The sequence below is a fragment of the Ruegeria spongiae genome (assembly GCF_023502395.1).
Classification (GTDB): domain Bacteria; phylum Pseudomonadota; class Alphaproteobacteria; order Rhodobacterales; family Rhodobacteraceae; genus Ruegeria_C; species Ruegeria_C spongiae.
Window position 1 is genome coordinate 107,662 of sequence record NZ_JAMFMB010000012.1, and the last position, 23,720, is coordinate 131,381.

Annotated in this window: 20 protein-coding genes, 1 tRNA gene and 4 pseudogenes; 16 read left to right on the forward strand and 9 right to left on the reverse strand. The window is 58.8% G+C overall.

What is annotated here, in order from left to right:
• Positions 1-12: 12 nt before the first annotated feature.
• Positions 13-1,773 (reverse strand): McrB family protein, encoded by a 1,761-nt coding sequence (locus M3P21_RS11325; RefSeq protein WP_249710091.1) that lies wholly within the window; start codon positions 1,771-1,773, stop codon positions 13-15.
• Positions 1,730-3,226: a DNA cytosine methyltransferase gene (locus M3P21_RS11330; protein ID WP_249710093.1), complete on the reverse strand. Its 1,497-nt coding sequence runs from the start codon at positions 3,224-3,226 to the stop codon at positions 1,730-1,732. Before M3P21_RS11330 ends, M3P21_RS11325 begins: the two co-directional genes overlap by 44 nt.
• Positions 3,227-4,206: 980 nt before the next feature.
• On the opposite strand from M3P21_RS11330, the gene M3P21_RS11335 reads away from it, so the two are divergent.
• A complete protein-coding gene (locus M3P21_RS11335; protein ID WP_249710095.1) occupies positions 4,207-4,449 on the forward strand; it encodes a hypothetical protein in 243 nt (80 codons plus the stop codon).
• On the opposite strand, the gene M3P21_RS22725 is transcribed toward M3P21_RS11335, so the two are convergent.
• Entirely contained in the window at positions 4,378-4,725 is a 348-nt protein-coding gene (locus M3P21_RS22725) for an HAD family hydrolase (RefSeq protein ID WP_373319995.1), read from the reverse strand. The genes M3P21_RS11335 and M3P21_RS22725 overlap by 72 nt on opposite strands.
• An 8-nt stretch (positions 4,726-4,733) precedes the next feature.
• On the opposite strand from M3P21_RS22725, the pseudogene M3P21_RS22730 reads away from it, so the two are divergent.
• From M3P21_RS22730 to M3P21_RS11375, 9 genes and pseudogenes are all read left to right on the forward strand, one after another.
• Positions 4,734-4,838: pseudogene (locus M3P21_RS22730) on the forward strand (IS5/IS1182 family transposase); the annotation flags it as partial.
• Between the two features lie 58 nt (positions 4,839-4,896).
• On the forward strand, positions 4,897-7,035 hold the full coding sequence (locus M3P21_RS22665; RefSeq protein ID WP_249710098.1) for a tetratricopeptide repeat protein: 2,139 nt from the start codon (positions 4,897-4,899) through the stop codon (positions 7,033-7,035).
• A gap of 33 nt (positions 7,036-7,068) precedes the next feature.
• Positions 7,069-7,449, forward strand: a complete 381-nt coding sequence (locus tag M3P21_RS11345) for a hypothetical protein (protein WP_249710099.1) — start codon at positions 7,069-7,071, stop codon at positions 7,447-7,449.
• 101 nt (positions 7,450-7,550) lie between these two features.
• Positions 7,551-10,007: a tetratricopeptide repeat protein gene (locus tag M3P21_RS11350; protein ID WP_249710100.1), complete on the forward strand. Its 2,457-nt coding sequence runs from the start codon at positions 7,551-7,553 to the stop codon at positions 10,005-10,007.
• Positions 10,008-10,201: 194 nt separating this feature from the next.
• A pseudogene (locus M3P21_RS22870) lies at positions 10,202-10,401 on the forward strand (transposase); the annotation flags it as partial.
• Positions 10,402-10,404: 3 nt separating this feature from the next.
• Positions 10,405-10,491, forward strand: a pseudogene (locus M3P21_RS11360) (IS5/IS1182 family transposase); the annotation flags it as partial.
• 116 nt (positions 10,492-10,607) lie between these two features.
• Positions 10,608-11,228: pseudogene (locus tag M3P21_RS11365) on the forward strand (IS3 family transposase); the annotation flags it as partial.
• Positions 11,229-11,570: 342 nt separating this feature from the next.
• A complete protein-coding gene (locus tag M3P21_RS11370) occupies positions 11,571-12,167 on the forward strand; it encodes a hypothetical protein (RefSeq protein WP_249710101.1) in 597 nt (198 codons plus the stop codon).
• A gap of 137 nt (positions 12,168-12,304) precedes the next feature.
• Positions 12,305-13,483 carry a tyrosine-type recombinase/integrase gene (locus tag M3P21_RS11375; RefSeq protein WP_249710102.1) on the forward strand — a complete coding sequence of 393 codons (1,179 nt, stop codon included), beginning with the start codon at positions 12,305-12,307 and terminating at the stop codon, positions 13,481-13,483.
• Between the two features lie 73 nt (positions 13,484-13,556).
• On the opposite strand, the gene M3P21_RS11380 is transcribed toward M3P21_RS11375, so the two are convergent.
• Positions 13,557-13,630, reverse strand: a tRNA-Cys gene (locus M3P21_RS11380).
• A 228-nt stretch (positions 13,631-13,858) separates the two neighbouring features.
• Here M3P21_RS11380 and M3P21_RS11385 point away from each other — a divergent pair.
• The 3 genes from M3P21_RS11385 to M3P21_RS11395 all read left to right on the forward strand — a co-directional run bounded on the left by M3P21_RS11385 (position 13,859) and on the right by M3P21_RS11395 (position 16,979).
• Complete coding sequence (locus tag M3P21_RS11385; RefSeq protein ID WP_249710103.1) at positions 13,859-14,512, forward strand: protein-L-isoaspartate O-methyltransferase family protein; 654 nt, start codon at positions 13,859-13,861, stop codon at positions 14,510-14,512.
• Positions 14,513-14,563: 51 nt separating this feature from the next.
• The gene (locus M3P21_RS11390) at positions 14,564-15,970 is read left to right on the forward strand and encodes a TolC family outer membrane protein (protein ID WP_283780930.1); all 1,407 of its coding nucleotides are present in this window, start codon (positions 14,564-14,566) and stop codon (positions 15,968-15,970) included.
• A gap of 73 nt (positions 15,971-16,043) precedes the next feature.
• Complete coding sequence (locus tag M3P21_RS11395; RefSeq protein WP_249710105.1) at positions 16,044-16,979, forward strand: hypothetical protein; 936 nt, start codon at positions 16,044-16,046, stop codon at positions 16,977-16,979.
• 4 nt (positions 16,980-16,983) lie between these two features.
• Here M3P21_RS11395 and M3P21_RS11400 read toward each other — a convergent pair whose 3' ends face one another.
• Positions 16,984-18,441 carry a cobyric acid synthase gene (locus M3P21_RS11400; RefSeq protein ID WP_249710106.1) on the reverse strand — a complete coding sequence of 486 codons (1,458 nt, stop codon included), beginning with the start codon at positions 18,439-18,441 and terminating at the stop codon, positions 16,984-16,986.
• Between the two features lie 58 nt (positions 18,442-18,499).
• On the opposite strand from M3P21_RS11400, the gene M3P21_RS11405 reads away from it, so the two are divergent.
• On the forward strand, positions 18,500-19,069 hold the full coding sequence (locus tag M3P21_RS11405; protein WP_249710107.1) for a cobalamin biosynthesis protein CobQ: 570 nt from the start codon (positions 18,500-18,502) through the stop codon (positions 19,067-19,069).
• A 51-nt stretch (positions 19,070-19,120) separates the two neighbouring features.
• Here the strand turns inward: M3P21_RS11405 and M3P21_RS11410 are convergent, their stop codons facing one another.
• Positions 19,121-19,441: a DUF6280 family protein gene (locus tag M3P21_RS11410; RefSeq protein WP_249710108.1), complete on the reverse strand. Its 321-nt coding sequence runs from the start codon at positions 19,439-19,441 to the stop codon at positions 19,121-19,123.
• Positions 19,442-19,660: 219 nt separating this feature from the next.
• Here M3P21_RS11410 and efp point away from each other — a divergent pair, with 219 nt between their 5' ends.
• Entirely contained in the window at positions 19,661-20,224 is a 564-nt protein-coding gene (efp, locus tag M3P21_RS11415) for an elongation factor P (RefSeq protein WP_249710109.1), read from the forward strand.
• 127 nt (positions 20,225-20,351) lie between these two features.
• Here efp and M3P21_RS11420 read toward each other — a convergent pair whose 3' ends face one another.
• Together M3P21_RS11420 and ygfZ are read right to left on the reverse strand one after the other, a co-directional pair.
• Positions 20,352-21,266, reverse strand: a complete 915-nt coding sequence (locus M3P21_RS11420; RefSeq protein WP_249710110.1) for an ABC transporter transmembrane domain-containing protein — start codon at positions 21,264-21,266, stop codon at positions 20,352-20,354.
• An 83-nt stretch (positions 21,267-21,349) separates the two neighbouring features.
• Positions 21,350-22,090, reverse strand: a complete 741-nt coding sequence (ygfZ, locus tag M3P21_RS11425; protein ID WP_249710111.1) for a CAF17-like 4Fe-4S cluster assembly/insertion protein YgfZ — start codon at positions 22,088-22,090, stop codon at positions 21,350-21,352.
• 72 nt (positions 22,091-22,162) lie between these two features.
• Here ygfZ and M3P21_RS11430 point away from each other — a divergent pair, with 72 nt between their 5' ends.
• The gene (locus M3P21_RS11430) at positions 22,163-22,837 is read left to right on the forward strand and encodes a TIGR04283 family arsenosugar biosynthesis glycosyltransferase (RefSeq protein WP_249710112.1); all 675 of its coding nucleotides are present in this window, start codon (positions 22,163-22,165) and stop codon (positions 22,835-22,837) included.
• A gap of 7 nt (positions 22,838-22,844) precedes the next feature.
• Here M3P21_RS11430 and M3P21_RS11435 read toward each other — a convergent pair whose 3' ends face one another.
• Positions 22,845-23,606 (reverse strand): hypothetical protein, encoded by a 762-nt coding sequence (locus tag M3P21_RS11435; RefSeq protein WP_249710113.1) that lies wholly within the window; start codon positions 23,604-23,606, stop codon positions 22,845-22,847.
• Positions 23,607-23,720: the final 114 nt, after the last annotated feature.

Here is a 23,720-nt window from a genome sequence, read left to right on the forward strand (position 1 = left end):
TACCCCGACGCCCTAGCGGCTGGCCTGAAAGGCACCGTATTCGTCCAGTTCAGCGGTAAGACTGTCGACAAGAGTCCTAGAGCGCGGCAGCGATGCGAGCTGCTTTGCAAGATCATCAAGAAGCGAGCGCTGCGCTTCAGAGCCCCGGAGCTTGACCAGGAGCTTTTGAACCATCAGCTGGTCAAGCACATCATCGGAGCCTTGGCCGAGCTTCTGCACGGCAAAGTCATGATAGGTGATCACTTCACTGATCAAACGGTAGCCAAAGCCTAGGCTGTGCGCACTCATCGCGCTTTGCATAGCATTAAGATATGGGCGGCAAGCGCTGCACGCTGCCGCAAGAGCTGGTTGCTTGGTCTCGATCTTGGTGATGAAACCGTCCACATCAACGTCGTTCATTTCAATGAGAATAGCTCGGTCGAGCACTTTGTCGCTGACCGGGTTGGTGGTTTCATCGATATTTATGGTGCCGGTAATGAAGAGGTTTGGCGGTAGCGGGATTGAAGCCGGGATGCTGCTTCCAGTTGATCCCTCAAGCGGCACGCCGTTTGAGTGGAGTGGTAGCGGCTCACCTGTCTCAATAGCGGAAAGCACGTCTGAAAAGTAATATTCGACACGGGCAAGGTTCATCTCGTCTAGGATGACGAAGACGGGCGAATCCCTGAACGCTGTTGCGACCAGCACAGCTTCCAGGAAAGGAGGCACTACATATCGATCGGTCAGCACATCATAGTAACCTGTCAATCCTGCTGGATCGGTCCATTCCGGCCTGACAGGGCAAACAAAGAGGAAGGGATCATCGGCGTCACGCGTTGCTTTACCGTGGATGGCCCGCGCATAAAGTAGAGCAAGCTGGGTTTTGCCAGTGCCAGAAAGCCCGGAGAGAATGACGAAATGCTTGTGTTTGAGAAAGTTGAGCCCCGCATGATAGCGTGTGAGCTCGCCATTGGGATAATGCCCACCAAGAGCGCTAACCGCCGTTTCGATATCAGGAAGTGCCAGACTGTCTGGCATGCGGGCCATTTCAGGGCTGACCGCGTTGGCCGCAGGCCAAATCGAGCGTGCTTCGTGGATGTTTTCTCGTCCGATAAGGCTGCCAAGATAGCCGACAAACTCGCGGGCCAGCAGTGATCGCCTAGCCGCTGCTGCTGGTGGATAGATAGCAAAGACGATTTTTTCAACTTTGACCGGACGGCTGATACTGCTCAAATCCTCTGGCAATTCGTCAAAGAAGCCTTTGTTGCGAAGATAGAGCTGACCGTCTTGTGCCAAATAGCCTTTGACGTTGTTGTTTTTTGCAGCGTAGTCGAGGCTATCTGGCGATTGTGCGGAAGCGGCCCCTGCGACGGTTGCGCCATCGGACACGGTTGTAGCGGAATCTGATGTGGCTTCTGCTCCATTGGGTGCGTCGTTAGTACCAGTCTCTTCGATTTCTTCTGCATCGCTAGCATCTGAGGCGCGCTTCCAGGGTTTAGAGGTGCCAACTGCCTTCATCTCAGCGAGACGGGCGCGGAGTTGCGGCATATCGGCTTTGATGATGATCGAAAAGTAAATCTCGTCTTCTGGCGGAAAGCGCAAAAGACAGTGAACGATCAACTGATCGACGCTTGGCGCAAGGTTTTCGAGGTTGAGGTTAAAGCAGAAAAGTCCTCGGCCAATGATTTTGGCGCTGTTGGAGACACCAAGCGCATCGCGAAAGCTCGTATTCTTCGTTGCGCTTGGGTCGCTTTTAAGCGCTTGCCTGTAGAGCTCCTGCCGCTTTGTAATGTCCATAGTCGCTTTCTTGAGATTCTTGCATTAATGTGGCCGCCATTTGCGTCGCAATAGCTTTTGCCATGAGCGGTGGGACGGCGTTACCGATTTGCCTAAACGCTGGGTTCATCGTGCCAGAAAAGGCAAATCCATCTGGGAAAGACTGCAGGCGTGCTGCTTCTCGCACGGAGATGGTCCGCGCCTGGGCGTGGTCATAGTGGATGTGGCTATAGCTATCTTTGCCAAGGTGGGCCATGAGAGTCCTAGCCGGGGCATCGGCCCACATCTTGCGCCATTTATTGGGAAATTTCCCCGGATCATAGGGCGGGACGATGGATTTTCGGAGCGCCTCATAAGCAGCGCTGCCCTCTTTGAGGGGCTTGCTCTGAGCTGCAAGTTTTTGGAGCGCTTCTTCAAACATAACTTTGGCCTGAGCGAAGGCTTGCGGATATTGGTCGCCGGGTTCAAGCCGGGCGAATAAGGGGTAATCGCGTGGCAAAAATCGGATCACGTGATCAGACAGGGCGTTTCCAGCTTCAAAGCCCGGCCAGGAGCGCATTGTATTGGCGTAGTCTGAGAGCTTCGAGGCGTGGCCATAGGGGATGAGCTGATCAAAACGCCTTGCACCGCGTTTAAGCCGACCCTCGGCCATTTCTTTGCGAGCATCGATGCGCGGCAGGTCTCCAAGGGCTTGACGCGCTGTGACCGCTGGGCTGAGGTCGGGTTTAGCCTCCGGCGGTGCGATATAGTCAAAAGCGTCCTCTAAGAGGCCGTCTTTTTTAAGGAATTTGAGCGCAACGGCGCGCGATCCCTCATAGCCGGACGGAAGTTGCACCCAATGGGTGGGTTTAGGAAAAACGATCTGGTCAACAGCGTCACGGCGATAGGCCATGAGGAACATGCGCTCACGCATTTGCGGCACGCCGTAATAGGACGCATTCAAAAGTGTATATCCGGCGATATAGCCCTTATCTTCGAGGACTTCGCAGATTTCTTCTGCGAGGTTTTGCCCGCCGTGATTGAGGACATCGGGGACGTTTTCCATGAGAACAGCCACCGGCTTGAAGGCCTCAACATAATGTAAGTATTCCTGGTAAAGCCTTGCGCGCGGATCGCGCCTGAAAGCTTCAGGATGGGCGTCCACTTCACGCAGCTTTGGCCGACCGACACGTGCAAAGGCCTGACAGGGTGGCCCACCGATGATGATATCAACGGCTTGGGATGTCTCTCCGAGTTCCAAGGTTCGAGCAAGCTCGTCGGGGCCTGTTTCTGTAATATCTATGGCCTTGGCATGAGCGTCTTTGCCGGGATGAAAATTTAGCCCGTGCGAGCGGGCAGCATCCGGGTCATGTTCCACAGCGCCGACGATCTCGAAGCCTGCTGAATGAAAGCCTAGGGACAGCCCGCCGCAGCCAGCAAACAGATCGAGAACGCGTGGAGCCTTACCGGAACGGAGCCGTGCAAGTTTGCTCAAGAATACGTCCGACGACACTGGCTCGACCCCCCGTTGCAGATGCGCTTATGGCTTACACCGTGAATGACCGGAGACGACCGACTCAAGTCACGATGCTGCTGTTTAGCACAACATATGGACCAGTGATGGGTAAGTCACGAATATATTGACATATGGATATCGGTAGCCCAGCACTTAACCGCCCTCTGTGTTGGTGATGATGCTAAGGCGCAACTGGCCCTATGCCCCAAGCGGCCAAACGTGGGTGCTTCAAAACAAATTCGCATGATTGGCCATCAGCTACGGCCAATCGCTGGCCAGTCTCAATTGGACGCAGCGGGCAGTCATTGTGCGGTGGTCTCTGTAGAAAGCGCCAATATGTCGTTCACAGCGGCTGTTCGTTGTCAAGCCTTGTTCATCCACCTCATCGCCGGGGCCATCGGTGCCTCCAATCTCACGCTTTCTGTCCCGCGCCCCGGGTGCTGTGAGGTGCAAAAAAATCACCCTGATTGCCCAAGGACAGGATAATAAGGCGGCCTCTGCAGTAGCCCGGCAGAGAAGGGATGAGGCAAAAAACACCGCATCGGCATCTAAAAGTCACCACAGTCACCCCAAACTCACCACTATTTATCCATATAACTATTTGAAAATAAAGGATGTGGTGGAGGGGGTGAGGGTGGTGATAGCCCTATTACGCGTGAGAAAACTTATATATATTAAAAAAACTAAAAACATTGAGACGCACTCACCTCCACCACCACGCTCACCGGCATAAACCAAATCCGCCATAGGTTCTTTGGCAATCAACCTTTCATGGGTAATTCCAGCGCACGTGACGTGTGGATTTCGTTGTTTTCTGGTGGCTATTGCTTTGGGTTGTGGTTGTTGTTTTTTGACTCAATTGCCTGCCAGTTGATTTTCTGCTCCAGAAATTCCGTAATCGTAGCGAAGATCAAATACGGCGACAAATTCGAGCTGCTGTCGAGCGGCGCGGAGCTGAGTTGCATGAAAAGGTGCGGATCGCGGAACTGATTGATATCCAGCAACTGAACCAACGAAGTCTTGGGACCTACGCGTTGCAAGCGCATTTAGACTTTGCACTCATAGAAGAGAAACAAGAGTTGATCGCGGCTATACTGCGCTTTCACTGCAGCTGTGCAAACGTCAGCTTTTTATTCCGGAACTACCATCAGACCAACCGCCTGCGCCCCGGCGATGATGTTGCTGGCAATGCAGTGCCGTAGCGCACCTAGTTCAGCTTCGGGAGCGACTATATCTGGGGTCTTCATAGCAATGAGACCTGCAGCATGGCCCGCGCTGATGCCAATGGGCGAATCGTCGAACGCAAAACAGTTTGACGGGTCGTGACCCAGGCGTATGGTGGCACGCAGGTAGATATCTGGCGCGGGTTTGTTGGTCGCGACCTGATCGCCGCCTTTTAGGTCGCGGAAAAGCGCGCTGAGGCCCGCTCGCTCGGGATGCAGACAAGCCGTTTCCCTCTGGGTGCTGGTAGCGATGATTTAGGGTATTTCGTCGTTCGGACGGGCCGCTGAACCTGCTAGAGGACAACTCCGGGATCAAGTTCGTCGGTGACGGCGAACAACAGGTAGTTGAAAGCCGCTACCATTCGGTTGATTAGTTTAGTTCCTAGGTTATTGTTGAGTTAGTGATCCTTCTATGGATTGTGGACTGTGCGGTTTTTATTATTATTTATCTGCTATTTAGCCGCTCCTGCGAATGCGCAGCTGGTTGGGGATCGTAATTCACTGGAATGCGCTGCGCTTGTCGAGCAGGAGATGATCGACAGCAGTATTGAGGTGATTTGCGGCATATCCTCGGCAGAAATGGTAGAGATGATGCGGCTTGCAGTGTCTGGCCGCGCCGAAGATTATACCGCGTTGCTCAATCGTCTAGACACACTGACGCCAGAGGGCGCCCAGCTGCGTGCTGAGTCAATCCGTTCGTTTTTTAGTATTCTTGAGCAAGACGACGTGCCCTCCGATCAACTCCGCGACCGGCTGGCGGAAATCGCGACACGGCACGTACGCCTGCAAGTTGAATTGAGTGCGTTCCAGATTGCAGACCCAGAGATTCAGGCGCAGCTGGATGCGGCAGCGGCGGTTCTTGTTGGTGAACCGCCGGATCACGATGCGGCTCGGCGTGCGCTGTCGGAGGCACGTGCGCTGCGACGCGCCAAGCGCGAAGCCGCGCTATCAATCTTTGAGGAGCAGTCCCGCGAGGAGGCGCGGATTGCCCGTACTCAGGCGGAGCTGGAACTGTCTGTACTGAATCGTTTGGCGGCGGCACGTCTCTTTGAAGAAGCCGCAGACCTGTTGCCCGAAGACGATGTGGATCAGCGCTGGCTTGATTTGTTCAGCGCGGCAGGTGCGCTTTACGAACATGGTGAGCTGCGGGGTGACAATGCTGCATTGGAACGCGCGATCGGGTTATGGGGGCGGATGCTGAATGTGAAGGATCGAGCCGTAGATCCACTCGACTGGGCCGCAACGCAGAACAATCTCGGCAATGCGCTTCAATCCCTCGGGGAACGGGAGCCTGATACGGCCCGGCTGGAAGAAGCCGTGACAGCCTATCGCCGCGCCCTAGAAGAATTTACCCGTGACCACACCCCGCTCGACTGGGCCAAAACACAGATCAATCTTGGCAATGCGCTTGCGCTACTCGGCGAACGGAAGCACGGAACAGTCCGGTTGGAAGAGGCCGTGATCGCCTATCGCCTCGCTCTTGAAGAATTAACACGCGACCGGGTCTGGTTCAGCTGGGCCTTAGCACAAAACAATCTTGGTAATGCGCTTCAAGCTCATGGGGTTCGGGAACCGGGCACTGCCCGGCTGGAAGAGGCCGTGTCTGCCTATCGCCTCGCCTTGGAGGAATGGACCCGTGACCGCGTGCCGCTAAACTGGGCCTTTGCACAAAACAATCTCGGCAATGCGCTTCAAGCCCTTGGGGAACGGGAGCCAGGCATTGTCCGGCTGGCGGAGGCCGTGTCCGCCTATCGCCTTGCCCTGGAGGAATGGACCCGCGACCGCGTCCCGCTCAGGTGGGCCTCAGCGCAAAACAATCTCGGCAATGCGCTTCAATCTCTTGGCGAACGGGAGCTCAGCACTGTTCGGTTGGAAGAGGCCGTGTCCGCCCATCGCCTTGCGCTAGAAGAACGGACCCGCGACCGCGTCCCGCTTGACTGGGCCTCAACGCAAAACAATCTTGGCACGACGCTTCAATCTCTTGGCGAACGGGAGCTCGGGACGGCTCGGTTGGAGGAGGCCGTGGCCGCCTATCGCCTTGCCCTGGAGGAACGGACCCGCGACCGCGTCCCGCTCGACTGGGCTCATACCCAAAATAACCTCGGCAATGCGCTTGCATCAATTGGCAATAGAGTGCCCGGCACGGTTTGGCTGGAGGAGGCCACGAACGCCTATCGCCTTGCCCTAAAGGAAGTGACCCGTGACAGCTTGCCATTCGACTGGGCTGCAATCCAGACTAATCTCGGTACTGCGCTTACATCCCTTGGGGAACGGGTGTCCGGCACGACTCGGCTGGAGGAGGCAGAGACCGCCTATCGCCTTGCCCTGGAGGAATGGACTCGTGACAGCGCCCCACTCAACTGGGCGGGCACTACCTACAGCCTGAGCTACACTTGTGCCCTGATCGCGAACCGAACAGGTGATGGCAGCATGCTGCCCACAGCCTTGGCCGATGCAAGAACGGCATGGGAAATACTTCAGGAAGGAGGAATCGCCCAAAGCGCAGAAAGGGCAGAGAAGGCGATTGAGATAATCGAAAACATCCAAGCGGAGCTTGAAGAATAAGGTCTTGTTATCTTGCGGGAAAGGAAGGCGACTATGGACGAGCTAATTGACTCGCTCATGCAGCAGGACGTCATGAATGCTGTTGGGTTTTATGCAGGTGGTGCAGCCACAGCAATCGGAGCTGTTTGGGTTGCGATCACAAAGATGCGCGGCAAAGACAAAAATGAGAATCCGGACAAGCCGAGCTACCAGACTACGGCTAGTGCGACAAAGGGTATCGCCGCCAACAGGGACGTATCCATTCAGGGCAATGTATCGTTTTCGCAAACACCAAAAGCGGCTTGGGTAATTTTGGGCGTAGGGGTTGTTTTGCTTGGGCTGGCGGCAGTGTTTGGCGGCGATCACATAACAGTCACCGACGGAGCACATGTCGGTGGTGATATGAAAAACTCAAGCATTAACATCGGTCAATGAGACGGCTTGTTTTTACTCTGGCGCTCGCAGCCGCTCCTGCGAATGCGCAGCTGGTTGGGGATCGTAATTCACTGGAATGCGCTGCGCTTGTCGAGCAGGAGATGATCGACAGCAGTATTGAGGTGATTTGCGGCATATCCTCGGCAGAAATGGTAGAGATGATGCGGCTTGCAGTGTCTGGCCGCGCCGAAGATTATACCGCGTTGCTCAATCGTCTAGACACACTGACGCCAGAGGGCGCCCAGCTGCGTGCTGAGTCAATCCGTTCGTTTTTTAGTATTCTTGAGCAAGACGACGTGCCCTCCGATCAACTCCGCGACCGGCTGGCGGAAATCGCGACACGGCACGTACGCCTGCAAGTTGAATTGAGTGCGTTCCAGATTGCAGACCCAGAGATTCAGGCGCAGCTGGATGCGGCAGCGGCGGTTCTTGTTGGTGAACCGCCGGATCACGATGCGGCTCGGCGTGCGCTGTCGGAGGCACGTGCGCTGCGACGCGCCAAGCGCGAAGCCGCGCTATCAATCTTTGAGGAGCAGTCCCGCGAGGAGGCGCGGATTGCCCGTACTCAGGCGGAGCTGGAACTGTCTGTACTGAATCGTTTGGCGGCGGCACGTCTCTTTGAAGAAGCCGCAGACCTGTTGCCCGAAGACGATGTGGATCAGCGCTGGCTTGATTTGTTCAGCGCGGCAGATGCGCTTTACGATCATGGTAGGCTGCGGGGTGACAATGCTGCATTGGAACGCGCGATCGGGTTATGGGGGAGGAGGCTGAATGTGAAGGATCGAGCCGTAGATCCACTCGGCTGGGCAGCAACGCAGAACAACCTCGGCATTGCGCTGCTAACTATTGGGCAAAGGGAGCCCGGAACGGCACGGCTGGAGGAGGCCTTAGCCGCCTTTCGCCTTGCCCTGGAGGTATGGACCCGCGACCGCGTCCCGCTCGACTGGGCCACAGCACAGAACAATCTTAGCATTGCGCTTGCGCTACTCGGCAAACGGAAACCGGGCACGGCACAGCTCGAAGAGGCCGTGATCGTCTATCGCCGTGTCCTGGAGGAATGGACCCGCGACCGCGTTCCGCTCGACTGGGCCACAACACAGAATAATCTCGGCAACGCGCTGCTAACAATTGGGGTTCGGGAACCTAGCACTGCCCGGCTGGAAGAGGCCGTGTCTGCCTATCGCCTCGCCTTGGAGGAACGGACCCGCGACCGTGTCCCGCTCGATTGGGCCACAACACAGAATAATCTCGCTAGCGCGCTTTCGTCCCTTGGGGAGCAGGAACCGGGCACGGCCCGGCTGGAAGAGGCCGTGTCTGCCTATCGCCTCGCCCTGGAGGAACGGACCCGCGACCGCGTCCCGCTCGACTGGGCCACAACACAGAACAATCTCGGCACTGCGCTTTCTTCCATTGGAAGACGGCAGCCCGGAACTGCACGGCTGGAGGAAGCCGTGATCGCCTATCACCTTGCCCTGGAAGAACGGACCCGCGACCGCGTCCCCCTTGCCTGGGCCTCAACGCAGTACAATCTCGGTATTGCACTTTCGTCCCTTGGAAAACGAGAGCCCGGAACGGATCGTCTGGAGGAATCCGTGATAGCCTATCGCCTTGCCCTGGAGGAATGGACCCGCGACCGCGACCCGCTCGCCTGGGCCGCAACACAGAACAATCTCGGCACTGCGCTTGAGCTACTCGGCGAACGGGAGCCCGGAACGGAACGGCTGGAGGAAGCCGTGATCGCTTATCGCCTTGCTCTGGAAGAACGGACCCGCGACCGCGTCCCGCTCGACTGGGCCTCAACGCAGAACAATATCGGACATGCGCTTTCCTCCCTCGGAGAACAGGAGCCGGGCACGGCTCGGCTGGAGGAGGCCGTGATCGCCTATCACCTTGCCCTGGAAGAACGGACACGCGACCGCGTCCCCCTTGCCTGGGCCTCAACGCAGTACAATCTCGGTATTGCACTTTCGTCCCTTGGAAAACGAGAGCCCGGAACGGAACGTCTGGAGGAATCCGTGATAGCCTATCGCCTTGCCTTGGAGGAATGGACCCGCGACCGCGACCCGCTCACTTGGGCCTCGACGCAATACAATATCGGCAATGCGCTTTCCTCCCTCGGCAATCAGGTACCGGGCACGGTGCGGCTGGAGGAGGCCGTGACCGCCTATCGGCTTGCCCTGGAAGAACGGGCCCGCGACCGCGTCCCGCTCGAATGGGCCGAAACGCAGAACAGTCTTGGCGCTGCGCTTCGTTCTCTTGGCGAGCGGGAGCCGGGCACGGCCCGGCTGGAGGAGGCCGTGACCGCCTATCGCCTGTCCTTGGAGGAATGGACGCGCGATCGCGACCCGTTCAAATGGGCGGGTACCACGCTTATTCTGACACACACGCACACCATAATCGCGAAACGAACAGGTGACGGGGAAATACTGCCCACAGCGCTTGTCGATGCGCAAACGGCAAGAGATTTACTTCGAGGCGGTGGACACACCCAATGGGTTGGAACGGCAGAGAAAGTCATTGATAGCATCGAAAAAACGCAGGACGCGCTAGGGGATTAGGCTCAGGACCTATTGATTTCCATTTTGCTGCGTGGTTCATCGCGTCCAAAACGAGCGGTGAACATGTCTGATCTTTTCTGGTTGAGCGACGAGCAGATGGCGCGTCTGGCGCCATTCTTCCCAACGTCCCACGGCAAACCTCGCGTTGACGACAGGCGTGTCTTGAGTGGGATTATCCTCATCAACCGCAACGGGTTCGTGCGTGTATCCCAGGCCGCAAACAGCGCAAGACAGCTGTCCGATACGACAAGCACCGCTACAAACGCCGCAATCGGATTGAGATCATGTTTGGCAGATTGAAGGACTGGCGCCGTGTGGCGACGCGGTACGACAGGTGTCCCAAGTCTTTCTCTCAGAAATCGTTCTCGCCGCTTCGGGCATCTATTGGCTATGAGTTCTGCCGATGCGAACTGACATCACGCCCGGCCAGACGTCCGATTTTTTCGGCTTCGATCTCATCATGGACCACAATCTGCCTGAACCTGATCCTCCCCCAGTGAAGTGGTCCGCCGTTATGTTTAGGAAAACGGAGGATCAGAATGGGAATGAAGCGACACAAGCCCGAAGAGATTGTCACGAAGTTACGGCAGGTTGAGGTGCTTGTCGGCCAAGCGCATCGAGCGGCTGTGGCGACGAGAGGGGCTGAAAGTGCCTGCAAAACAACCGAAGAAAGGTCGGCTCTGGCTGAACGATGGATCGTGTATCCGGTTGCGGCCCGAGTATCGCAACCACGTCTGGAGCTATGACTTTGTTCATTGCCGGACCATTGACGGCAAGGCATTTCGGACGCTCAACATTCTCGACGAGTTCAGCCGCGAGTGCCTGACGATCAAGGTCAAGCGACGGCTCAACGCCAACAGCGTCATCGACGCGCTGAGTGATCTGTTCATTCTTCGCGGTGTCCCGTCGTTTATCCGGTCCGACAACGGCCCCGAGTTCGTGGCGCAGACCGTGCAGGACTGGATCAAAGCCGTCGGCGCAAGGACTGCCTATATCGAGCCGGGATCACCTTGGGAGAACGGATACTGCGAGAGCTTCAACGCCCGGTTCCGTGATGAGCTGCTCAATGGAGAAATCTTCTACAGCCTGCGCGAGGCGCAGATCCTGATCGAGCAATGGAGGAAGCACTACAACACAAAACGACCCCACAGTGCTCTGGGCTACCGCCCGCCAGCCCCGGAAAACATCGTTCCGATGGACCAAAGGCCGGTCATGCACTAACACTCAAACCGGACCACTAAAGTGGGGCTGGTCATGTTTGCGTCACCGAGTTTGGTAGCTGGAAACAGCTTATGGGTAGCGCAGTGGAGCTCCAGAGGAAAGATCAACGTTTGCCCAAAATCGTAGTGCGCTCATATGAATGGAGGCGGAAAAGATGTAATAAAATAGCATCTTATATTTTATGCTTCGTGCCTTAAGCTTCTATCGTTTCCATCTATATCCTCTTGTTGCTTCTGTGCTCCCCACCGTACAAAACCGCCATTTCGCGCAACATAACTCTACCTATGGTAATAAATTCACCATGCCTGTTGTAATTTAATGTGCGTGGAGGTAGCGTTTCCCATGTCGTCCGAGGGGTTATATTTTCCTGCCGATAAGGCGCTGATTGCGATGGGGAATACTTCCCGTCGCTGGCAAAACCACTTCGAAATGAACAAGGTGTTCGTGCCGGAAGGGGTGAAATCCGTTGCATCAAGAGGACCGGGGCGCGGGAGGCTACGGCAGCTTTCGCTTGAGACTGTTGTGCAAGGGGCCATAGCGTTTGCACTGATCGACTGCGGAGTCGACGTTCGCGAAGCGTATTGGGCGGGAGCGCAGTTCGCCTACTATGGCCAGCAACCTAACCCCAATCAAATCCAACCCAGATCAGCGCACATTCGGGCGCCGGGTAAGTTGTTCGCCGTTGGTGAGACATATCTGATCTTTGCGAATGAGGGGACAGAGCGCCAGAAAAGCCGGTTGGCGATTGTATCAGACGCTGACTCTATGTTTGATCTGAAAAAGAGAGATAGTGTTCCCGGCGCAGTGATCGGGGCTGTCGAGGGGCGCGGGGCCGCGCCTCGGATCGTTCTAAATCTTTCCGATACTTGCGGTCAGATTGCGGCCTCTCTCGGTCTCAGCTTCGCCGCCGTTTTTCTTTCGGAGGTCGACAATGGATAACCTCGGCAGCTTCGGTATTGAACTGGTCACATCGGACGACCTTGCACATCGCCTCGGGTATTCGGGCACGAACGCTGCCTTTCGAGACTGGTGCGCTTCGATGCGTATAACGCCTGTTCCGGGACGACGAGGGTATTTTGACCCTGCTTTGGTTCGTCGCCGTCTCGATGAAGCTCAAGGGCTTCATTCTTCGGAAGGCTACGAGAACGATAGCTTGGTCGCAGCAAGGAGGGCTCGCCGTGCCGCGCGGTAACTTGCCTCCGGAGGTCCATCGCGTGCGAGCCAAGCTCGCCGATGGCTCTGTCTGTTACTACTTCTCGCTTCGTGGGCGAAAAGGAACTGGTTTTTGGAAGGACCCTCGGCCATTTCCGAAGAATGCCGAGTTCTTTGCGGCTTACACCGCAGCCATGGCCGCTGCCGCGCCCAAAGTTGATCGGAACATGACTGAGGCTTTGGTTGAAACCTACCTGCGGTCTGCCGAATTTCAGGCCCTTAAGCCGCGAACGCAGGCTGACTACAAGAAGTGGGCGCTTCGGTTCTCAACTGAATTCAAGAATGACCCGGTGGCTATGTTTGAAGAGGCTGCATCGCGTGCCGAAGTGAATGATTGGCGCGCGCAATGGGCTCACTCGCCGAAACAGTATGACTATGCAGGAACTGTCGTTACCAGAATCCTGAATTGGGCGCGAGATGCTGGCAAGTTGGCCGAGCACCATTGCAGTTTCAAAAAAGTGTACAGGTCTGACAGATCCGATGTTGTTTGGGCTCCAGAACACGTTGAGGCTGTCAAAAAGATCGCGCCGGAATGGGTGGTGCGTATTTTGGTGACGGCCTGCGAAACAGGAATGCGCCCCGGCGATTTGATAAGACTGTCGCGCGCTCACATTGAGCCCACGCCGGGTGGCCGCCGGATTCGCATCAAGACTAACAAGCGCGGCAAATCTGCGTTTGTGCCGGTCAGTCAAGCTATGGCCCAAGTGATTGACGCAACACCTGATGATCGGTTGCTTATCCTGACCAATGCCAGTGGCAAGCCCTTGACTGAGCATCGGGCGTCCGAGGGTGTGCGCCAATGGCGCGACAAAGCAGGGCTAACACCTCAGAGCCTGGGCTATGACCTGCGGCTTTACGACGCCCGTGGTACGGCAGCCACAAGGCTTTTGCGGGCGGGTCTATCACTCTCACAGATCGCCGGATGCATGGGATGGTCTCTGCGCACTGCTGCGGCCATGATTGAGCGTTACGCGCAGGTCTCGCCGGGTGAAACTGATGACGTTTTGACGCTTCTAAGTGAGGCCAAGGAGGGCAAAGCGTGAACGGAATTGTAAAATGGATTGTAAAATGCACTTTGGCAGAAATTGCCGATGCTACTAACCCATTGAAAAGTAGTGGAGGCGAGTACCGGAATCGAACCGGTGTACACGGATTTGCAATCCGCTGCGTCACCACTCCGCCAACTCGCCTTTTCCAGTGATTTCAATCACTTGCTGTGGTGCGAGGGGTGTTCTAACAGCTTTGCACTGTGGCGTCCAGACAGACTCGGTCGAAAATCGCCCGTTTGAACGGTCAATCCGGCTACCGCGCGCGTTGCAACAGGGCAACCGAGGAAATGTTACATGAGGATGGGACATTGCCGCCCGAGTGCCAGTATGGCACAAGCCAAGGTAACACAGTGTTGGATGATCACGATTATGCCTGACTTTGCCGCACGGCGCAGAACCATGGTTGATACGCAGATCCGCCCGTCGGATGTGACCAAGTTCCCGATTATCGAGGCGATGCTCGATGTCCCCCGCGAAGCCTTCGTCCCCGATGCACGGCGTGAGGCCGCCTACGCGGAAGAGATGCTCGATCTGGGTGATGGGCGGGTGCTGCCCGAACCCCGGACCTTTGCGAAGATGCTCGATGCGCTCAACATTCAGGACGACGAAGCGGTTCTGGATGTGGCCGCGGCACTTGGTTATTCCACTGCCGTCACCGCACGCCTGGCGCAACTGGTTGTCGCGGTTGAGGAGGATGCCGACATGGCGGGTGAGGCGCAGTCGCTTCTGTCCGAGGCCGGGGCCGACAACGCGATCGTGCACCACGGACCTCTGGCCGAGGGCGCGGCCGAGCATGGCCCTTACGACGCGATTCTTGTGCAGGGCGGGGTTGAACAGGTGCCGGAGGCTCTGCTGGCGCAGCTCAAGGAGGGCGGGCGCATGGCCTGCACCTTTGTCGAAGACGGGGTCGGGACTGTGAGGATCGGGTACAAATCCGGCGGCAGGCTGTCCTGGAGATACGCATTCAATGCCGGCGGGCAACTCCTGCCGGGGTTCACAAAACAACCGGAATTTTCGCTTTGACCTGCTGGGTCGGGGAAGACAGGCCGGACATATAAAGAGGCGCGGAGAGCAATGTTGAGAGCAGTATTAAAAGGAACGGCCGTGTCGATTGCGCTGTTGGCAGCAACGGTGGCGCCACGATCGGCGGTCGCGGACAATCTTGCTGATGCGTTGGTGGGGGCTTACAATACCAGCGGGCTTCTGGAACAGAACCGGGCACTGCTGCGGGCGGCTGACGAAGATGTTGCGATTGCGTTGGCGCAGCTGCGACCGATCATCAACTGGACCATGCAGGTTCAACGCGAGTTCACAGATCGACGGGCCAGCGGATTGAGCGCGAGCGGTGGTGTTACCAACGGGTTCATCGGTCTGTCCTTCGAGCAGCTGCTCTATGATGGAGGCGCAACCCGACTGGCCAAGCAATCGGCCCAGGAATCCGTGTTGTCGGCACGGCAAACTTTGATCGATGTCGAGCAAAGCATCCTGTTCCGGGCTGTCAGCGCCTATATGAACCTTATTCTGCAGGAAGATAACGTCGCTCTGCGCCGCAATAACGTCCGGGTTCTGGGTGAGGAATTGCGGGCATCTCAGGACCGGTTCGAAGTGGGCGAGGTGACGCGCACGGATGTGGCGCTGTCCGAGGCCAGTGTCGCCGCTGCGCGCGCGAATCTTGCGGATGCACTGGGCAATCTCACAACGGCCAAGGCCGAATATGCAAATGCCGTCGGAAACGAGCCGGGAAAAACCGCAGGTCAGCCAAGTTTGCCAAAGCGCCCTGCTTCGATCGACGCCGCAACAGCCGTTGCGGTCAGGACACACCCGGATATTCTGGCGGCGCAACATCAGGTGCGTGCTGCGGAGCTGATCGTACAGCAGCAACGCAAGGAACTCGGACCGAGCGTGACCCTGGATGCGGATCTGGGTTATACCGAGGATTTCGGCAGTTCGGATTTCCGCAATGACTCCTCTGCCGGGGTGTCCTTTCGGCAGCCGGTTTATGCCGGGGGCGCGCTCGCAGCCCAGGTCCGGCGCGCAATTGCCACCCGCGACGCCAGCCGGTCCGCGCTGCTGACCGCCCAAAGGGATGTTGTCCAGGGGGTCAAGGACGCTTATGTGCGCTTCCAGACTGCCGAAGCCAGTCTGACCGCGTCGAACGAACGGGTGCGTGCGGCACAAATCGCCTTTGATGGCATTCGTGAAGAGGCGACGCTGGGCGCGCGGACAACTCTCGACGTTCTGACCGCCGAACAGGACCTGTTGGATGCGCAAACCCAGCAGATTTTTGCGCGTTCCGAACGCTCGCTGGCTGCCTATCAGATGTTGCTGTCACAGGGACTGCTTACGGCTGAGCGGCTAGGCCTTGCGGTTCAAATTTATGATCCGACGCTCTATTACAATCTGGTGAAAAATGCGCCGGCACAGGTCAGCAAGCAGAGCAAGGATCTGGACCGTGTCCTGAAAGCGTTGGGCAAGCAATAACGTTCCACTCCTCTGTTGGCAGAACAGCCGGGCTTCGCTACACTTGTGGCGAGGTTCAGAGTGGTAGAAAAAAATGTCCAACCAAGCAGCCAATATGGGAATCGAGGATGTTCTGTCCTCGATCAAAAAACTTGTCAGCAATGAAGGCGCGCCCGAGCCCCGGCCAGCCGCGCCCCGACGGCCCAAAAAGGCCAACAAGCTTGTCCTGACCCCGGCTTTGCGCGTGATGGAATCCGCGCCCGAGGCGGATCGCAGGGCGCTGCCCGAACGGGCATCCGCCGTGCCTTGGAAGAATCCGAAAACGACGCTTTATGAGGCGCAGGCGGCCGGATCGGCAGAGGTTGAAACGCGACCTTCGAAACCCCGTCCCATGCTCTTGCGGCCCGAGGATGCGGTTCCAAACGACAAAGTGGCATGGATCCGCCCGGAGGTGGCCAGAGACGATCTCCGGGGCGATGAATCATCGGCGGATGATTTTGCCTTTCATGGCAAGGAGAGCGCGGCCAGTGCGATAGCTGAGTCCGTTGCAGAGCCATTGAGCAAGAAGATCGAGGCGCTTGAGGCCGCAATCGCGCGCACCATCGACCAGTGGGAGCCCGACGGCACCACGGATGAGGAATATTCCGGCACAAAGGTCGGATCTGGTATCGCTTGGCAGGGCCGCGCGCCGGAAAAGGGTGCAGCAGCTCAGGTCGAAATCGCTGCGGGTTCTGTGGTTGAACCGGCTGCCGATGAAACCGCACAGGACCGGGCAGACCCTGCCGCACCGGAAGTCTCCGCACCGCAGGAAATGCAGGCCGGGCGCGCGCCACATTCCGCAGCCCAGACACAGCAGACCCCCTTAGCGTCGAAAGAGGCGGTTCTGGACCAGGACAGTCTGCGTGCGATGGTCTCGGACATCGTGCGACAGGAATTGCAGGGGGTTTTGGGCGAACGCATCACGCGCAATGTACGCAAGCTTGTCCGCCGCGAGATTCACCGCGCCCTGACAGCCCGCGATCTGGAGTGACCCGTTACCGCCGCGCCGGGGATTGCGCCAGCGACAAGAGCTGAGACAGATCCATATAGCGCGTCAGGTGATCAGCCAGCGCGTCCAGCGTTGCCTCGACACCGTCTTCATAAGCGGTGTCGGATGTCTGGCCCAGCGACGCCAGGTACCCGGCCCGGAACGCATCTGACGAGAAAATGCCGTGCAGATAGCTGCCGCGAACGCGCCCATTGGCCGAGGCCGCGCCCTCTGGCCGCCCGGCGATGGACAGCCACGCGCGGTTGCAATCCGGCCCGGTGGTACGGCCCATGTGAATCTCATAACCCTTGACCGCCGCCCCGGTGTCCAGCGCCACCGCGTCGGTCAGCGTCACCTGCTTGCGTCCCGCCATCACCGTCTCAATATCCAGCAGGCCCAGCCCGGCGACCTTGCCGGGACGGCCGTCCACCCCGTCCGGGTCGTCGATGCTGCGTCCCAGCATCTGATAGCCACCGCACAGGCCCAGAACATTCCCGCCGCGCCGGACATGGGCCAACAGGTCGATATCCCAGCCCTGGGCGCGGAAATAGGCCAGATCGCCAATGGTGGATTTGCTGCCCGGCAACAGCACCAGATCGGCATCGCCGGGCAGGGGACGGCCCCCCGGCACGATCTCGACCGTGATGCCGGGTTCGGCGGCCAGCGGATCAAGATCGTCGAAATTTGCCATCCGTTCAAGCTGCGGCACAACAACCTTGAACGCCCCGCCGACATGGGATCGGATGTCCATCATGTCCTCGGCGGGAAGCTTCCAGGCATCGCCGAACCACGGGACCACGCCAAGGCAGGGCCAGCCGGTACGCGCGGCGATGTCGTCGCGCCCGTCGTCAAACAGGCGAATGTCGCCCTTGAACCGGTTGACCGCAAAGCCCTTCACCTGCGCCAGATCGGTCTGATCCAGCACCGCTTGCGTGCCGACGATCTGTGCGATCACGCCACCACGATGGATGTCGCCTACCAGCACAACCGGAACCCCCGCCGCACAGGCAAAGCCCATATTGGCGATGTCACCCGCGCGCAGGTTGGTCTCGGCCGGGCTGCCTGCACCCTCGATCAGCACCAAATCGGCATCGCCGCACAGCCGGTCGAAGCTTTCCAGCGCGGCGGCGAGCAGGCTTGATTTGTCCTTGCGGTAATCGGCGGCTCTCAGAGTGCCGCGCCGCTGGCCTTGCACGATCACTTGCGCGCCAGTGTCGGTTTCTGGTTTCAGCAGGATCGGATTCATGTCGGTATGCGGCGCGCGGAACGCGGCGCGCGCCTGCAACGCCTGCGCGCGCCCGATCTCGCCGCCATCCGCGGTCACGGCGGCGTTGTTCGACATGTTCTGCGGTTTGAACGGGGCCACCCGCAGCCCCTGCCGCGCATAGGCCCGCGCCAGCCCGGCCACCAGCATGGATTTCCCGACATTGCTGCCGGTTCCCTGAATCATGATGGACTTGACCATGGCCTGCCTCCTAACGTGGCCCGCAGATGACCCGATTTGCGCCTCGAGGAAAAGCCCCGTGAACACGCCCGCCCATCTTTTGATCGGTGCCGCCGCCTTTGGCCGGGGCCGAGGGCGCAAGGTGATGGCCGCGGCCCTGCTCGGGGCGCTGGCGCCGGATGCGTCGCTTTACATCATGGCGCTATGGGCCTTGCACGTTCAGGACATCCCGCCGCAAGTGGTGTTTGACCAGCTGTACTTCTCGCCCGCCTGGCAGAGCGTCTTTGCTATCGACAACAGTTTTGTCCTTTGGTGGCTGGTGCTGGGGGCTGCACTGCTCAGCAAAAGCCCGGTTCTGATCGCCTTTTCCGGCGCGGCGCTTGTGCATCTTGTGACCGACTTCGTGCTGCATGCCGGGGATGGGCGGCCGCAGTTCTGGCCGCTCACGGACTGGGTGTTCGACAGCCCGGTCAGCTACTGGGACAGCACCCATCACGCGCTTTGGGTGGTGCCATTGGTGGCCTTTGCCTGCTGCGTTGCCTTCTGGAGCCTGTGGCGCAGCGGTCTGGGGGTGATTGGAGGGATCAGCTTCGGGCTGTTGCTGGCCGCCGAGCTTTGGACGGCGCGGCAATGGATTCTGTTCTTCTGACGAAAAACGCGCCCCAGAGGGCGCGGCTTTCAACTTTTAGGCGAGTATAGCTCAGGCAGCTTCGGCCTGTTGTGCCGCATTGCGGCGTTCGCTCTCCTCGCGGGACAGCGCCACAGAGGTCCGAACCCCGCGGCCCACGAATTCCATCAGCCCGTTCACGACCCGTTCGTTGGGATCGATTCCGGCACAGCTCAGAACCTCGCGCCCGTCGCGCGACCGTGCCCAGCGGGCGATCTGCTCGGGGCCATTGCCGTATTTCTTGTCATCGGCGATGGCGTCGTCCAAAGCGGCCAACACAACAGCCGCGAATAGTTTGCGTGCACGATTGCCTTGCTCGTTGTTAAAGGCGGTGCCGTCAACGAAATCTTGCATCTCGTCTTCCTTGTTGTTCTTGCTCTTGCATTTTTCGGCGTGGCGTTGGTTATGACCGATCCAACTCGATTCGGGTACCCCAGAGATGCATAAGAGCATTGCGATTTATGCATGGCTTGCTGCAGGTGCAGCACAAGGTATCGTTGTCTTGTCAGGGTCCGTCGCGCCAGATATAGGAGCGCGGACTGAGGCATCAACCGTAAGCGAAGGATTTATGTCATGCCCAAGATCAACGGAAACGAAATCCGGCCGGGCAATGTGCTGGAGCATAATGGCGGGCTTTGGGCTGCGGTTAAGGTCGACCATGTGAAGCCGGGCAAGGGCGGGGCCTTTGCCCAGGTCGAGCTGCGCAACCTGCGCAACGGCTCGAAACTGAACGAGCGGTTCCGTTCTGCCGACAAGGTCGAGCGTGTGCGCCTGGAGCAGAAAGATCAGCAATTTCTCTATGAAAACGATGGGATGCTGGTCTTCATGGACACCCAGACCTATGAGCAGGTCGAGCTTCCGGCTGAGCTTTTGGGCGACCGCCGCCCGTTCCTGCAGGACGGTATGACCATCGTGGTCGAGTTCTACGAGGCCGAGGCGCTGAACGCCACAGTACCGCAAAAAGTGACCTGCCAGATCGTCGAGACCGAGCCGGTGGTCAAGGGCCAGACGGCGGCGAATTCCTTCAAACCGGCGATCCTCGACAATGGTGTCAAGATCATGGTTCCGCCCTTCGTCGGGCAGGATGAAATGATCGTCGTGAACACCGAATCCATGGAATATTCCGAACGCGCGTAACGCTGCGTCACAGGGTAACCCTGAAGAAACGCGTCAGCTGCTGGGCAGCTGGCGCGTTTTTTGTTTGCGGGGATGGTAGGAGATTCGCTCAACACGAGGCAATCAGGCGCTCATACCCGCCACCGCGCTATGGGGGCGGAGCGGGTTGCACGATCTCGCGCAGCAGGTCGAATTTGATGCGGTTGGCGCTGACCTGCCGGTAGAAGGCGATCAGGAACGCGGTGGGTGCCTGAATGCGCGTGAGACCCACGGTGGCGGCAACCACTGTGCCCACATCGGTGCGCCCGTTCAGCACCAGCCAACCGCCCAGCATCAGCACGGCAACAGTGCCGACGCCGTTTATGACGCTCAGCAGGAACTTGCTGGACAGTTTCCAGATGAAGATCCGGCGGCGGGTTTCATAGATGCGGTCGAATTCGGCCAGAATGGCGGCTTTGACCTCGGCGGTCTGCGCGGCGGTCAGACGGTCGGTCGAGGCGCGCAGCACATGTACCCTTTCGGCGATGAAGCGGTTCACATGGCTTTGCGAGTAGATCACGATCAGGATCTGTGGCGCGATCATCATCAGTGCGATCAGCCCCAGCATCGGCTGGGTTGAGGCGATATAGCCGATCACGCTGACCAATGTGCCGATCTGCATCACCGGTTCGGAAAAGGCGCTGCCAGCAAATTTTCCCAGCTCTTCGGCCTCAGCCGAGATTGCAGTGGCCAGCGTGCCCTGGCGCCCCCTGGTTCGGCCCGGAATGTCGGTCCGGTCCAGCAGCCGTGTGCGGATCAGGCGGATCGTGTCCTCGCCCAGGGTGCTGGCGCGGTAGCCCATGATCCATTTCAACAGCAGGCTCAGCAGGATTGCCGCCAACATGCCCGCGCCCAGCTGGAACAGCTTTTCTTTCTCCAGCGTTTTTGCGGTCAGCAGGTTGATGATGTTCTTCTGGAAATCCAGAGGCACGGCCGCCAGCGCGGCGATGGCCAGCGACAGCAGGATCAGAACGATCTGCCGCCCGGAACTGACCCGCCAGATCGCGGCATAGAGCTGAAACATCTTCGTCCCCCGAGGCCTCTTCGGTGCAGTGTGCGAAGAAATTGGTCGGAACTCAAACCTTCAATGCCGCCTGGCTTCTGGTGTCAGCCCTGGTCCATCCTGACGCTGGCCGCACCCGCGCTCAGATCGTTCTTGGCGCGGTCAAAGCGCAGATAGGCGATGGCGCGGTTGCCGGACCGGGTAAAGAGCGTCCCGGCGGGCTTGCCATCGGTGGTGATCTCACTTCCGGGGTCAGCCTCGCCCTCGATATCGACCAGGCAAAGCCCCTTGCGCAGCGCGGTCTTGTGCTTCATCCGCGCGGTGACTTCCTGACCCACATAGCAGCCTTTCCTGAAATCGACGCCATTGAGCGCCTCGAACCCGGATTCCAGGATATAGCTGTCCGGGGTCAACTCGATCCCGGTTTCGGGGATGCAATGAGCCACCCGGATCGCGTCCCAATCGCTGCCATCATCACCCTCATCAGCCGCAGAATAGAGCCGCCAGCCCAGATCCGGGTGACGCGGATCGGGCAGGGCACCCTCGGGCACAGGACCGGTGCCGCGTTGCAGGTTCAATGGGCTCTCGGTGATCTGCACATCGGCGCGCAGCTTGTACATACTCAGGCGTTTGAACAGCATGTCAGCAAGGGTTTCGGCCACATCCAACAGGATGCCACCCTCGTGTCGGGCAAGGAAGAAATCGGCGATATACTTGCCCTGCGGCGTCAGCAGGGCGGCATAGACCAGCCCGTGGTCCAGGCCCTTGATATCGTTGGTGATCAACCCTTGCAGGAAGTCCGTGGCGTCAGAGCCGGAAATCAACAGGATGCGGCGGCTGGACATCTGGGGTTCCTCGTCTAGGGTCTGGCCCCCGTGATATAGGACAACCCCGCCCGGGCACCAGAGGAGAAGCACATGGCGGCCAAGATCAGCATCGTGATCCCGACGCTTGACGCAGCCGACAGCCTGCCCGCCTGCCTTGAGGCCCTGATCGAAGGGCTGACCGCCGGGCTGATCCGCGAGTTGATCGTCACCGATGGCGGATCGCAGGATGCCACCTGCGCCATTGCCGATGAGGCCGGGGCGCAGCTGGTGACCGGGCCTGCCTCGCGCGGGGGGCAGTTGCGGCGCGGCTGTGCGGCGGCGCAGGGCGACTGGCTGCTGGTCCTGCATGCCGATACGCTGCTGGAGCGGGGCTGGTCTCAGGTGGTGGGTGACCATATCGAGGGATCGGGGCAGGGCGCCTATTTCCGACTTGTGTTCCGTGCGCGTGGGTTTGCACCGACCTGGATTGCGGGCTGGGCCAATCTGCGCTCGCGGCTGTTCGGGTTGCCCTATGGCGATCAGGGCCTCTTGGTGCGCCGGTCGGTCTATGAGCGCGTGGCCGGCTATCCCGATCAGCCACTGATGGAGGATGTGGCGCTGGTGCGCGCCCTGCCGCGACTGAAAGCGCTGCCGGTTCGCGCGACAACCAGTGCCGATCGGTACCGCCATGGCTGGCTCCGGCGTGGGGCGCGGAACCTCTGGACGCTGACCCGGTATTTTGCCGGGGCCGATCCCCAAAAACTGGCCGAGAGCTACCGGCGCTGAACAGCCGCTAGCGCAACTCCACCAGCGATTTTCCCAGCCGGAATGGCGCGGCAAAGCTGACAAGACACAGCGCGATGATCTGCAGGATCAGGATGTGGGCATTGTCCTGCAGATATTCCCATTCATCCTTCAGCTTGCCCACCTGTTCCACCAGATCGTCATAGGCCTGCGCCAGGATCAGATAGTCCCCGGCAATCGCGGGGACCTTGCGGCGCATGTTGTCCACCGCCGCCTGCGTGGTCTCGTCAAGCGTTGTGAACACCAGAAACTGATCGGGATCGAAGGCATCGGCCTGCGCCATCATGCCCTTCATCTCGTCCATGCCCTCCTCATTGCGCCCGCCAAACAGAAAACTCAGGCCCTGCAATGGCGCGACCTCGTCGGTGACGGCAATGAACAGCGGCAGGTCGGCATTGCTGGCGGTGGAGGCGGACAGGAACTCGACCTTGTCGCAGAGCGTGGCGGTATCGGGATCATAGGCCGGATCGCAAAAGCGCAGGCGAAAGCGGGCGGCGTCGCGGTCAAAGGCCAGCGTGGCGGCATAGGCCACATCGATCTGCCGGTCGAGGCGCGAACTGTCCGAAACATAAAGCCCCGCGATAATCGCCGTCAGCGCGCCGATCCCACCGAGCAGAACCCAGACCAGATCGGCCAGCTTCCAGGCCCGGTGCCCGGCGGGTTTGCGAAACAGGAACCCGGTGCCGATGCAGCCCCCCAGAAAGAAGAGCAGCAGCAGGGACAATTGGTTTTCGGCGATGAAGGACGTCATGGGGGGAGTCTATGCACGCCCCGCCCACACGCAACAGACCTCACGCATTTGTCGTCAAGATTTCAAGTGAGCGCGAGGGATGAGCTTATGGCGCAGGTTGCCGGATGATGAGTC